The organism is Streptomyces sp. NBC_01571, assembly GCF_026339875.1.
In the GTDB taxonomy this organism is placed as follows: domain Bacteria; phylum Actinomycetota; class Actinomycetes; order Streptomycetales; family Streptomycetaceae; genus Streptomyces.
On sequence record NZ_JAPEPZ010000001.1, the window covers coordinates 9,495,258 to 9,507,896 of the forward strand.

At 69.7% G+C, this 12,639-nt stretch carries 11 protein-coding genes; 6 read left to right on the forward strand and 5 right to left on the reverse strand.

Annotated elements, in window-relative coordinates; genetic code table 11:
* Positions 1–260 precede the first annotated feature (260 nt).
* Both OHB41_RS42390 and OHB41_RS42395 read left to right on the forward strand, forming a co-directional pair.
* A complete protein-coding gene (locus OHB41_RS42390) occupies positions 261–1,175 on the forward strand; it encodes a YihY/virulence factor BrkB family protein (protein WP_451289665.1) in 915 nt (304 codons plus the stop codon).
* A gap of 39 nt (positions 1,176–1,214) precedes the next feature.
* Positions 1,215–1,415, forward strand: coding sequence for a hypothetical protein (locus OHB41_RS42395; protein WP_266705339.1), 201 nt, complete (start codon positions 1,215–1,217; stop codon positions 1,413–1,415).
* A gap of 21 nt (positions 1,416–1,436) precedes the next feature.
* Here OHB41_RS42395 and OHB41_RS42400 read toward each other — a convergent pair whose 3' ends face one another.
* On the reverse strand, positions 1,437–3,710 hold the full coding sequence (locus OHB41_RS42400; RefSeq protein ID WP_266705341.1) for a SpoIIE family protein phosphatase: 2,274 nt from the start codon (positions 3,708–3,710) through the stop codon (positions 1,437–1,439).
* Positions 3,711–4,407: 697 nt separating this feature from the next.
* Between OHB41_RS42400 and OHB41_RS52110 the strand changes: the two genes are divergently transcribed.
* Positions 4,408–5,367: a lamin tail domain-containing protein gene (locus OHB41_RS52110; RefSeq protein WP_323138440.1), complete on the forward strand. Its 960-nt coding sequence runs from the start codon at positions 4,408–4,410 to the stop codon at positions 5,365–5,367.
* A 405-nt stretch (positions 5,368–5,772) separates the two neighbouring features.
* Positions 5,773–6,468: a L,D-transpeptidase family protein gene (locus OHB41_RS42410; RefSeq protein ID WP_266706545.1), complete on the forward strand. Its 696-nt coding sequence runs from the start codon at positions 5,773–5,775 to the stop codon at positions 6,466–6,468.
* Positions 6,469–6,542: 74 nt separating this feature from the next.
* Here OHB41_RS42410 and OHB41_RS42415 read toward each other — a convergent pair whose 3' ends face one another.
* The 4 genes from OHB41_RS42415 to OHB41_RS42430 are packed head-to-tail and all read right to left on the reverse strand — an operon-like array spanning position 6,543 to position 10,989.
* Positions 6,543–7,727, reverse strand: a complete 1,185-nt coding sequence (locus OHB41_RS42415) for a Gfo/Idh/MocA family protein (RefSeq protein WP_266705343.1) — start codon at positions 7,725–7,727, stop codon at positions 6,543–6,545.
* Between the two features lie 13 nt (positions 7,728–7,740).
* Complete coding sequence (locus tag OHB41_RS42420) at positions 7,741–9,084, reverse strand: ABC transporter substrate-binding protein (protein ID WP_266705345.1); 1,344 nt, start codon at positions 9,082–9,084, stop codon at positions 7,741–7,743.
* Positions 9,085–9,094: 10 nt separating this feature from the next.
* Positions 9,095–10,012 (reverse strand): carbohydrate ABC transporter permease, encoded by a 918-nt coding sequence (locus tag OHB41_RS42425; protein WP_266705347.1) that lies wholly within the window; start codon positions 10,010–10,012, stop codon positions 9,095–9,097.
* A 14-nt stretch (positions 10,013–10,026) separates the two neighbouring features.
* Positions 10,027–10,989: a carbohydrate ABC transporter permease gene (locus OHB41_RS42430; RefSeq protein WP_266705349.1), complete on the reverse strand. Its 963-nt coding sequence runs from the start codon at positions 10,987–10,989 to the stop codon at positions 10,027–10,029.
* A 164-nt stretch (positions 10,990–11,153) separates the two neighbouring features.
* Between OHB41_RS42430 and OHB41_RS42435 the strand changes: the two genes are divergently transcribed.
* Positions 11,154–12,314: an ROK family transcriptional regulator gene (locus OHB41_RS42435; protein WP_266705351.1), complete on the forward strand. Its 1,161-nt coding sequence runs from the start codon at positions 11,154–11,156 to the stop codon at positions 12,312–12,314.
* A gap of 71 nt (positions 12,315–12,385) precedes the next feature.
* On the forward strand, positions 12,386–12,574 hold the full coding sequence (locus OHB41_RS42440) for a hypothetical protein (RefSeq protein ID WP_266705353.1): 189 nt from the start codon (positions 12,386–12,388) through the stop codon (positions 12,572–12,574).
* Positions 12,575–12,639 lie beyond the last annotated feature (65 nt).

The following is a 12,639-nucleotide window of genomic DNA, read 5'->3' on the forward strand; positions in this document are numbered from 1 at the left end:
GGGTTCTCGGCGGCTCGCGGCCACGACGCGCCCCGCGGGACAGGATCGTGCCGCGCACGGAGCCGGTGGGGCGGCCGACGCGACCCGAGGCCGAGGGGTCGTGGCCACCCGCCCCGGTGGCGACGGCGCACGGACTCGGAGAGGAAGACGAAGGCTGATGGAACAGCCCCGCTCGGCGGCCGACCGGATCACGCAGGCCGTGACCCCGTACCGTCTCGTCACCCGGGCGCACTTCAGCGCCCACGCGCACCGGAGCCCTCATGTCCGCTGACCCCCGTCCGGACGGCCTCGCCGACGCCGGCCCCCTCCGGGCGGCCCGCCCGCCCGCGTTCCGGCCACCCGCCGCCTGGTGGCCGGCGCTGCGCCGCACACCGGTGTCGATGTGGAACGACGACGTCTCCGACTGGGCGGCGGCGCTGACCTACTACGCGATCCTGACCGTGCTCCCCGCCCTGCTGGCCATGGTCATCGCGTTCGGTCTGATCAGTCCGGACACCGCGGAGCAGTTCACCGAGCACGTCACCTCCCACGCGCCCGCGCAGTCCGGTGCCGAACTGCACGGTGTCCTGGCCGGGACCCTGCGCGAACGTTCGGCCGCCTGGACCCTGCTCGTCACGGGTTCCGCGAGCGCGCTGTGGTCGGCCATCAGCTATCTCGCCGTGTTCCGCCGCGCCTTGCACCGCATGCACCAGGTCAAGGACTCGCGTTCCGCCTGGCGCACGGCGCACCGCATCGTGCTGACCGCCCTCACGCTGCTCGGCCTGCTGGTGGTCAGCGCCCTCCTGCTGCTCCTGACCGGGCCCGTCGCCGAGGCGCTGGGGCATGCCTTGGGACTCGACACCACGGCGGCCGTGGCCTGGAACCTGCTGCGCTGGCCGCTGCTGCTGTGTCTCGTGGTGGTGCTGGTGGTCGTCGTCTTCCACGCGGGCCCCCCTCCCGCCCGCAGGCGGAGTCTCAGCCTGCCCGGGGGAGTCCTGGCCGCCGGCCTGTGGCTCACGGTCTCCGCGGGCTTCGCCCTGTACGCCTCGGCACTGAGCAACTACAGCAGGCTGTACGGCTCGCTGGCCGGTGTGGTGGTCTTCCTGGTCTGGCTGTGGCTGTCCAACCTCGCCCTGCTCGCCGGAGCGCAGTTCACCGCCGAACTCGCCAAGGCGGCTCCCGAGAGTGCCCGCTGACAATATGTGACTTTGGTGTGTAGATATCGTTGTATCCGTGTGACCGCTCGCCATGACTCCAGCCCGCAGCAGCTGGTTCTCGCCGCTCTCCTCGGCGCCTACTGGCTGGACTCGCCGCCGCAGTACCACGGTCGGCACACGCAGCGCGCCGACGGCCCGCAGCCCGCTTCGAGGACGGAGACGACGCGGCCGCCCCGACAGGAACGCGACGGGCCGCCCACGGGGAGCCCGGGGCGATAGCCGGGCCGGAGTGTCGTTTCCTCAGAGACCGAGGGTGAACCAGGTCGTCTTGCCCTCGTCGGTGGGCCGTACGCCCCAGTCGTCGGCGAGGGCGCGTACCAGGATCAGGCCCCGTCCCGACTCCGCGTCCTCGGGCGCCAGGCGCGGCTGGGGAAGATGCGGGCTGTGGTCGCTGACCTCGACGGTGAGATCGGTCGCGGTCCGGCACACGTGCAGGCGGATGGGGCCCTGGGCATGCTGCACCGCGTTGGTCAGCACCTCGGAGAGCAGCAGCCGGGCGTCGTCCGCCAGGGCGGCGCAGTCCCAGGAGGTGAGGGCCTTGCCGAGGAAGGCACGGCCCTCGGGCACGGACTCGGGGACCGCGGGCAGGCCGGTGGTGACAGCGGCCAGGGGCGCGTCGGGGAGCCGGGCCAGCAGCAGGGTGACGTCGTCGTTGTGGCTCTCGGGGTCGGGCAGGAGTGCGGTCAGCACGTGGTCGGCCGCCGCCTCCAGGTCGGGGGCGGTGGTGAACAGCCGGCTCAGCGTGGTGGTGAGCTTCTTGAGTTGGTCCTCGATGTCACTGCCGGGGGTTTCGATCAGCCCGTCGGTGTAGAGCACGAGCGTCGCGCCCGGTGGGATGACCACGCTGGACTGCTGGTAGAGGACGCCGCCGACCCCGAGCGGCGCGTTCACGGGCACCGGGAGCGGACGGGCGCCGTCGCCGGGGGTGGCGACGAGGGTGGGCAGGTGACCGGCCGAGCAGATCGTCACCTCGCCCGCGTCCGAGGCGATCACCAGATAGCAGCAGGTGACCAGCTGGTCCGGCACGTCCAGGTCGGTGACACAGGTGTCGAGGGCCTGCATGAGCTGACGCGGCTGCATACCGGTCTTGGCCAGGGCGTGGGCGGCGGAGCGCAACTGTCCCATGACGGCCGCCGCTTCCAGGCCGCGTCCCATCACGTCGCCGATCAGGACTCCGACCCGGCCGGCCCCGAGGGGGATGAGGTCGAACCAGTCGCCGCCCACCCCCGCCCCCTGGGTCGCGGGCCGGTAGCGGCTGGCGGTGGGGAGACCGGGGATGGCCGGAGGGGTGCCCATCAGGCTGCGCTGCAGGGTCAGCGCGATGTGCCGCTGCTGCTCGTAGAGGGCGGTCAGCTCGGCCTCGGCACGCTTGCGGTCGCCGATGTCCCGTACGATCGCGCACGCGCCGACGACCGTGCCGTCCGCCGTCCGGGTCGGCCACAGCGTGATGTCGACGTCCAGCAGGTCACCGGAGCGGGTGAGCCGTAACGTCTCGAAGTGCTCGACCTTCTCCCCGCTGCCCAGCCGCTCCATGAGGGCGTCGATCTCGTCCCGGTGCTCGGACGGAGCGAGCACGGACACGTGCCGGCCCATCACCTCCTCCGGGACGTAGCCGTACAGCCGTTGCGCGGCGGCGTTCCAGTACGTGATGTCGCCGTCGAGGGTCTTGGCGAGGATCGCGTCCTGGGAGGACTCAACGAGCCCGGCCAGCTCGTTGATGCGTTCCTCGGCGGCTTTGCGGTCGCTGACGTCGCGGACGGCGGCGGAGAGGAGGAGGCCGTCGGTGGTTTCGAGGGGGGAGAGGCTGATCTCGACGGGGAATTCGGTGCCGTCCTTGCGGAGGCCGTTGAGTTCGAGTCCGGCGCCCATGGGGCGTACCTGGCGGTTGTTGGCGTAGCCGTTGCGGTGTTGGGTGTGGTGGGTGCGGAAGCGGCCGGGGACGAGGATTTCGACGGGGTGGCCGAGGAGTTCTTCGCGTCGGTAGCCGAAGAGGGATTCGGTCTGTGCGTTGACGAGTCTGATGGTGCCGGTGTCGTCGACGATGACCATGGCGTCGGGTGCCGCTTCCAGGAGCCCCCGGAACCGTTCCTCGGCGGCTTTGCGGTCGCTGACGTCGCGGACGGCGGCGGAGAGGAGGAGGCCGTCGGTGGTTTCGAGGGGGGAGAGGCTGATCTCGACGGGGAATTCGGTGCCGTCCTTGCGGAGGCCGTTGAGTTCGAGTCCGGCGCCCATGGGGCGTACCTGGCGGTTGTTGGCGTAGCCGTTGCGGTGTTGGGTGTGGTGGGTGCGGAAGCGGCCGGGGACGAGGATTTCGACGGGGTGGCCGAGGAGTTCTTCGCGTCGGTAGCCGAAGAGGGATTCGGTCTGTGCGTTGACGAGTCTGATGGTGCCGGTGTCGTCGACGATGACCATGGCGTCGGGTGCCGCTTCCAGGAGCCCCCGGAACCCCTCCTCGGCACCCGTGGGCGCTGCCCCGTCCAGCAGGGCCCCGCACCGGCACGGTTCCTGGAACACTGCACCGGCGGTCCGAGTTGAATGCGATCCGACGAAGTCGCCCATGTCCGCCCCAGGTGTGCTGTTCGCTCTGAATCGGGCCATCCCAGCGGAATGGGGCGGAGGCCGCCCCGCCATGTCGGTTACTGGCTTCACAACGGCCGAATCTGTCCGGCGGTGTTACGTCCGCTGACCGTCTGCCGCCGCAGTCGTCTCCCAGTCGGTGGGGCGGCTGACCGACCCGTGTGTCCGGACACGCACCGCGCCCGGGCCGGCGGGTGACGTGAGGGCGTGGGCTGAGGGTGGGGGTCCGCGCACGTCCTGCCGCTGGGAGGCGGTGGCCCGCCGGGTTCGGGGTGGGTGTGGGGTGGACAGGTGTTCGGGGTGTCGCTGGGTTGGACGCATGGGTGGGGCGGCGGTTGTTACTCACTTTCGAGTGAGAGGTGGGGTGACGCGGAGGTGACGGTTGAGGTAATTGCCGTTAATTTGTGGGGATTTCGTGTCAATGTGGGGATATCGGGCGATAGGTGTATATTACAGGCGAGAGTCATGGTCGTGTTGTCGGTAGGTAATGCCGTGCGGGTGGTGGGCTCGGGTGCCGTGGTGGGGCGGGAGAGTGTGGTTCTCGGCCAGCGGGCCGGGACCCAAACTCGCGGATCCTGATGTGTGGTCCGCCCGTTCCCTCTAGGGGGCGTTCGTGTCTGTTTCGCAGTCTGTGATGGTTCGTCGTGCTGCCGCGGCTGCGGTGGCTGCCGGTGTGGTGGTGGGTGTGGCGGCGCTGCCGGCGTCGGCGGACCAGGGGCGGCTTCCGTTTCGTGCGCAGGTGCAGATCGGCCAGGTGCAGTACGACTCTCCGGGCTGGGACTCGGGGAGCAACGCGTCGCTGAACAAGGAGTGGGTGGAGGTGACGAACACGGGCCGTTACGGGGTCAACCTGAACGGCTGGACGCTGTCGGGCCGTGACGGCCGCGCGTACGTGTTCCACCTGCGCCTGGGAGGCCGTGAGACGGTGCGGGTGCACACGGGAGTGGGGCGCGACGCGGGCCGGAACGTGTACCAGGACCGTCGTAGCTACGCCTGGGACAACCGCGCGGACACCGCGACGCTGCGCAACGACCGTTTTCGTGTGATCGACGTGGTGACGTGGGGCCGCGGACCCATCGGCGGCCACGTGCTTCCCGGTCGTCACTTCGGTCGCGGCCACGTGCTTCCCGGTCGTCACAACGGTCGCGGCCACGTGCTTCCCGGTCGCCACAACGGCCGTGGGCACCACCTGCCGGTCGGTCACGGCCACGTCTTCCCCGGTGGGAACAACGGCCGTGGCAACGGGCTGCCGGTCGGTCACATCGGCCGTGGCAACGGGCTGCCGGTCGGTCACGTGGGTCGTGGTACCGAGCTGCCGGTCGGTCACATCGGTCGCGGCAACGGGCTGCCGGTCGGTCACGTGGGTCGTGGTACCGAGCTGCCGGTCGGTCACGTGGGTCGTGGTACCGAGCTGCCGGTCGGTCACATCGGTCGTGGTACCGAGCAGCCGGTCGGCCACATCGGCCGTGGTACCGAGCAGCCGGTCGGCCACATCGGCCGTGGTACCGAGCTTCCCGGCGGTCACATCGGTCGCGGTACCGAGCTGCCCGGCGGCCACCTGGGCAACGGCGGTCACGGCCTCGGCGGTCACTGACACCACCGACAGGCGGACGCGGTAGGCGAACCCGTCCGCTCGCCTCCTGGAGGGCGTGCCACCGACCATCGGTCGGTGGCACGCCCTTTTTGTGCTGTACCGACACCCGAAAAGCACTTAAAGAAGGGCAATCGCGACTCATGCTCCATGTCGGTCATGGAGGCGACGGGAACGGGGGTTCGCCTCTGCTCGACGACCCGAGGCATACTTCATCGACGACTGGAGCGGGTCTGCTCCCGCGCCCCCGAGGTTCATCGCCGCACCGGGAGGGGGCGTTCGATTCCGACGGTCAATGTCACCGTTTCGTCGCAGCCTGATCCGCCGCGCAACGCAGGTGCGCCGACGCGTGTCTAGCAGACAGAACACCGAAGGAATCGCCAGGACATGCAGAGGGAAGGGCCCGCCATGGGTGACGTACGCAGACGGGGAGCCGTCGCGCTGGGGATCACCGGACTTGTCGCACCGCTGGCACTCGCGCTGGGCACGGCGCCCGCGCAGGCCGCCAGCTGCACGACGCAGACAGGTCCGTATCAGAAGCAGGTGGAGAAGTTCCTCGGCCGCCCGGTCGACGGCAGGCAGTCCACCGCCGACTGCAAGGCGACCCAGGCCTTCCAGACCAAGCACGGCATCACCCCGAACGCGGGGTACGCGGGACCCGTCACCTGGGGCGTGATGGACCTCATGAACAAGCAGAAGGCCGTCGGCACCAAGCCCAACAAGGACGGCAAGTGCCCGGTCAACAAGGGCCGCATCGCCTGCGTCAACCTCACGCTCCAGCTCAGCTGGATCCAGGACGGCAGCAGGCTGGTCTACGGCCCGGTGCCCGTCCGTACGGGGCGCGACGGCTACGAGACCCGCACCGGTCTGAAGAAGATCTACTGGCGTGACCTCCACCACGTGTCGAGCATCTACAACGTGTCGATGCCGTACAGCCAGTTCTTCGACGGCGGCCAGGCCTTCCACTCGGTCGGCGTCTCCATGTGGAACCCGCCGGGCTCGCACGGCTGCGTCAACATGACCTCGGCCACCGCCAAGAAGTACTGGTCGCTCCTGAAGAACGGCGACGACGTCTTCGTGTACGGCCGCAAGCCGGGCACCTGACCGCGCCATGAGCCGGGCGGCCGGCCCGGCCGCGAGCCGGGCACCCGCGTGCCCGGCTCACCGAGGACCGGGCATCACGCCTCGGGCGCGTTCCCGAAGTCCGGGATCTCCAGCCTGACCCCGCCCTGACGCGCGGACTCGTGCGCGACGATGCCCGGCAGGGTGTAGCGGGCGGCGACCCACGCGTTCACCGACGGCAGTGTCCGCGTGTTGACCGCGGTCACGAAGTCGTCGGCCAGGAAGTGGTGGCTGCCCTCGTGGCCGTTGTGGAGATGGTCGAAGGCACGGGGCAGCCGCGCCCGGTCATGGACGGGCGCCGATCCGGACGTGAACGCGGCCCGCAGCGCCGGCGCGATGTGCTGGAGCGACGGGTCGTCGGGCGCCAGCGTCGGCTCCAGCAGCTCGGTGATGTCCCGCACCCCCTTCTTGTCCTGCCAGAAGCTCACCGTGGCGAGCTGCTCCATGCTGGCGTCGGTGCCGAAGAACCGGAAACGCGATTCCCGGATGTGCGAGGGATAGCCGACCCGCCGGAACTCGTTCGTACGGAACGAGCCGCCGCCCGCCACCTCGAACAGCGCGGTCGCGTTGGAGAAGTCGTTGCCGAACTGGCTGATCTCCTTGTCGAAGACCCCGTCCCCGCGTTCGTCGCGCACCCCGATCGCGGACACGCTCAGCGCGTGCGTCCGCCAGGCGCCCAGCACCCCGCCCACCGAGTGCGTCGGGTAGAGAAGCGGGGGATAGCTGGCGGTCGCCTTCCAGTTCTCGCCGCCGCTGTACCGGTACGCGTCGTAGAACCCCAGGTCCATGTCGTGGACGTAGTCGCCCTCCGCGTAGAACAGGCGGCCGAAGGCACCCTCGGCGATCTGGTTGCGGGCGTGCACGGTAGCCGGGTTGTACTGGCTGGTCTCGCCCATCATGTACGTCAGGCCGGTGGCCCGTACGGCGTCGATGATCGCCGCGATCTCCTCCGTGGAGACCGCCATCGGCACGGCGGAGTACACGTGCTTGCCGGCGTTCAGCCCCTGCAGCACCAGGGGGCCGTGTGTCCAGCGCTGGGTGAAGATCGCGACCGCGTCCACGGCCTTCGACTCCAGCATCGCCTCGTACGAGGGGAAGGTGCCGGACAGTCCTTCGGCGGCGGCCAGCCGCTCGGCCCGCTCGGGCAGGAGATCGGTGACGTGGACCTCGCGGACGCCCGGGTGGGCGAGGAACAGTCTGGCGAACTGCCCGGCGCCGACGATGCCGAGGGAGAACGTCATGAATGCGTGTCCTTTATTGGTCGAGAATCAGGTTGATCTGGCCGTTGGTCCTGCTCAGCCCGCTCACGGGTGCGTGGTTGGCGTAGATGTCCTGCATCGCGGGGTGCATGAGTGCGAAGACGTCCGCCGCGTAGTCGGTGATGGGATAGGAGAAGGTCGTGAAGTCCTTCCTGTCGGCGACCGGCCGGGTGAAGGCGGTGACGTCGATGCCCTTCTGCCGGTAGGCCGCGACCGCGGCCCGGGTGCCGTCCGAGGTGGCGGGGAAGACGATCCCGTACCGCCCGACCGTGCGCTGGCACGCGTCCGAGGCCAGATAGGCCACCCACTTCTCGGCGCCCTTCTTGTTGCGGGCGTTCTTGGTGACCGAGTCGGCGAGGCCGTTCATCATCGTCGCGCGCTTGCCGGTGGGGCCGACGGGAGTGAGGGCGGTGCCCGGGTCGAGGCCCTTGGAGCCGTAGTACGTGGAGATCATCCACGCGCCGTCGAAGGCGGCCGCCGCCCGGCCCGAGGCGAGCTGGGCGTTGGGCGGGTTCGCGCCCTCGCTGTAGTCGGTGAACGGCGCGAGGTATCCCTTGCGGGCCAGACCGAAGTACCACTTCACGACGGACTGGAAGGTCCCGCTGTCGTAGCGGTACCTGGTTCCCCACCGCTTCTTGTCGGTGTAGGTCCAGCCGGCCGAGCCGGTGAAGGGGCTCCACTGGGTCTGGCCGTCGCCGTCGCCCGCGCCGCCGGTGGCCAGCCCGTACACCTTGACGTGGTGCTTGTCGAAGCCGGGTTCGTCGCCGCGCCTGCCGTTCTCGTCGACGGTGAGGTGCGCGACGGCCTTCTCGAAGGTGCCTCCGTCCCGCGGGTTCCAGGAGAGGCTGTTGAGGTCCCGCGCGGACAGGCCGGCCGCCCCGGTCATCTTCTGGTTGTAGAAGAGCGCCACGGTGTCCCAGTCCTTCGGGGCTCCGTAGCGACGGCCGTCCTGGCCGGTCCAGTTGGCGGCCAGCCCCGACTGGTAGGAGGAGTTCTCGATGCCCAGGCCGTCGAGCGGCTCCAGCACCTTGAGACCGGCGAACTGCCCGAACTTCTGTATGTGGTCGGTGAACACGTCCGGCTGGGTGCCGGCGATGAAGCTCGCGGTGAGCTTGGTCCAGTAGTCGTTCCAGCCCAACTGGGTGATGTCGACACGGAGTCCCGGGTTCTCCTTCTCGAAGTCCTTCGCGCAGGCCTGGTAGGCGGGCAGTTGGTTGGCGTCCCACAGCCAGTACGTCACCGTGTGCGCGGACGACCCCGCCGCACCGCCCTTCGCGCACCCGCTCACCAGGGACAGCGCCAGCGCCCCGGTCAGCGCCACGACCGTACGAAATCGCATGCCCGTCCCCTTACTTGATGCCGGTGAAGCCGACCGAGCCGACGATCCGCCGCGCGAAGATCCCGAACAGCACGAGCATCGGGAGCGCCGCGACGAGCGTCGCCGCCATCAGCCCCGACCAGTCGGTGCCCGTCTGCGGGGTCTGTGCCCGGAAGACGTCCAGGGCCACGGTCAGCACGCGTGAACTGTCGCTGTACGACACCATCAGCGGCCAGAAGTAGTCGTTCCAGGAGGTGATGTACGTCAGCACGGCCAGCGTGAGGACCGGGGTGGACGCCATCGGCAGCAGCACCCGGAAGAAGACCCGCACCTTCCCGGCGCCGTCGAGCAGAGCGGCCTCCTCGACCTCAGGAGGCACGTTCATGAAGAACTGCCGCAGGAAGAACACGGCGAACGGCGTCATGAACATCGTGGGCAGAGCGATCCCCAACAGCGTGTCGATCAGGCCGAGTTGTTTGATCAGCACGAAGTTCGGCAGCAGGGTGAAGATCGCGGGCACCATCAGCCCGGCCAGGAAGAGACCGAACACCCTGGCCCGGCCGCGCCAGCGCAACCGAGCGAAGGCGTAGGCGGCCATGGCCGAGAAGAGGATCTGACAGACGGTGACCAGGGTGGACACGACGAAGGAGTTGAGGAGGTAGCGCCAGAACACCAGCCCGCCGCCCGAACCGCCCTGTGCGATGGCCTCCTTGGTGGACTGCAGGCCCAGGGCCCGGGCGAAGCCGCCGCCGGTGAGGCCCACCGGCAGGGGGTTGCCGGGGTCGGCGGCGAGCGCCGCGTCGGAGGAGAGCGCGGTGCGCAGGATCCAGTAGAACGGCAGCAGGGTGACGAGCACGAACGCGCCCATCGCCGCCCAGGCGGCGGCCCGTCCGAGGGTGAGTCGGCGCCGGGCCGGCCGTAGCGGCGTCATCGTTGCCATCGCGGTCATGACGACTCTCCCGCTCAGCCGAGGTCGGTGTGGCCGGCCCGGGTGAGCCGGTACTGGACGAAGGTGATCGCGCTCAGCACGACCAGCAGGGCGACGGACATCGCCGAGGCGTAGCCGAACTGGAAGCGGCCGAAGGCGGAGCCGTAGATGTAGTACTGGAGCACGTTGGTCGCGTTCGCCGGGCCGCCCGCCGTCGTGACGGCGACCGTGTCGAAGACCTGGAACGAACCGATCACGGTCATGATCAGTACGACGGCGAGCACCGGCCTCAGCAGCGGAAGGGTGATCCGCCAGAACATCCGCCACTCGCCCGCCCCGTCGACCTTCGCCGCCTCGTACATGTCGGCCGGGACGGCCTGCAGCCCGGCGAAGAGCAGGAGGGCGGTGTAGCCGACGTGCCGCCACACATTGATCAGGGCGATGGTCGGTATCGCCCAGGTCTCGTCGGCCAGGAACGGGACGCGGCCGAGCCCGAGGCCCTGGAGGATCTCGTTGCCGATACCGAGCTGCGTGTCGAGCATCCAGAGCCAGACGATGCCCGCGACGACGTTCGACACCAGGTACGGGGTGAGGACGACCGCGCGCAGCACCGAGGAGCGGGTCAGGCGCTGCAGCAGCACGGCGACGGCCAGCGCCGTGACCGTCTGCACGCCGATGTTGATGAACACGTACTCGACGGTGACCCACAGCGAGTCCCAGAAGATCGGGTCGTTGACCATCCGGACGTAGTTGTCGAGCCCCACCCACTCGGCGGGCGTGAGCAGGTTGAAGCGGGTGAAGCTCAGATAGATCCCGCGCAGTGTCGGCCAGAGCAGGAACACCAGGAAGCCCAGCAGGGCCGGGGCGATGAACAGCGCCGCGAGGGGGCCGTCGCCCCGCCCCTCGCGCTCCCGGACCCCGCGGACCTTCGACGCGGACTGCGGCCCCGCGACGCCGCGCGGCGGCAGACGCGACGGAGGGCTGGAGGCGACGGTCATCGGGAGACTCCCTCGGCTGCGACTCATCCTCGGGTCACTTACTTTCGAGCTGAAAGAATCCATTCGTCAAGGGTCGCGCACACTTCTGTGCAAGACCCGAACGGCGGCCTAGAGTGCGGCTGTTACTTCCAGGGCAAAAGGAATCTTGGGGGAGTCCGACGCTCATGACCACACCTGCCGCCAGCTGGCTGCCGCTGAGTCCGGGGGAACGGGCCGTGGCGATCGAGGTGCTCGTGCACGGACCGCTGTCGCGCAGCGAGATCGCGCGCCGGCTGAACCTCTCGGCGGGCAGCCTCACCCGGCTGACCAAACCCCTGATCGAGACGGGCCTGCTGATCGAGGCCGCCGGATCGGGGGAGGGGGCCGAGGTGCGCCAGGGGCGCCCCTCGCAACCCCTGGACATCGTCGCCGAATCCCGCACGTTCACCGGGTTCAAGATCACCGAAGACAGGGTCTACGGGGTCCTCACCACCCTGCGCAGCGACATCGTGGCGCGCCACGACCGCCCGCTCACCACCCACGATCCGGCCGAAGTCGCCGACCTCCTGCGGGAGATGACCGAGGAGTTCGCACACGCCCTCCCGGCGCCGGCCGGTATCGGCATCGGCGTCGGCGGCCGGGTCGAGAAACGGGCGGTCGTCGTCGAGTCCGCCTTCCTCGGCTGGACCGACGTCCCGCTGGCCGAACTCGTCCGGGAACGCACCGGTCTGCCCGTGGTCGTCGAGAACGACGTCGCCGCGCTCGTCGAGGCCGAGACCTGGTTCGGCGCGGGCCGTGGCCTCGACCGCTTCGCGGTCCTCACCATCGGCGCCGGGATCGGCTACGGCCTCGTCCTCGGCGGCAGACGGGTGCCCTCCCCCGAGGACGGCCGGGGCATCGGCCGCCGGTGGTTGGTGAACCCGCAGGGCCCCCTCACCCCCGACGGCGAACGCGGCAGCGCCGTCTCGCTGCTCACCATCCCCAGCATCCGCTACCAGGTCCGCGCCGCCACCGGGCAGGAGGCGACGTACGAGGAGATCCTCGCCCGGGCGGCCGCGGGTGACCCCCTGTCAGCTCGCGTCGTCGACGAGGCGGCCCGCGCGCTCGGCGTTCTCGTCGCGCAGATCGCCAACTTCGCCATGCCCCAGAAGATCCTGCTCGCCGGAGAGGGCGTCGGCCTCGTCGACGTGGCGGGCCGCGTCGTCGACGAGACCGTCCTCGCCCACCGGCACCCACTGGCCGGTTCGGTCGACCTGGAGACGAAGGTGTCCGACTTCCACGACTGGGCGCGCGGAGCCGCCGTGTTGGCGATCCAGGTGCTCGTGCTGGGATCGGCCGACGAATGAGTGATCAGGTTCACGGTCCGTATTGTCGCCGGGTGTACCTTTACTCACATCGCCTTCACGCCAGGGCCCGTATGCTTCACACCATGTCCACCACTCCTGAAAGCGACTCCGTGCGCTCTGCCACCGATGTCAACGAGGAGATCCGGGCCCTTTGGTTCCGCGCCGGCGGGACGCTGAACGGGGAAGAGCGGCGGGAGTACCAGCGGCTCGTCCTGGAGTGGGCGGAGGCCGCCCCTCCGTCGCCCACACAGGCGGCGTGACCCCGCTCGGCCGCCCCGCACCACGGTGACGAACGGGGGCCCGGGTCCCGGACCCGTTCCCCCTT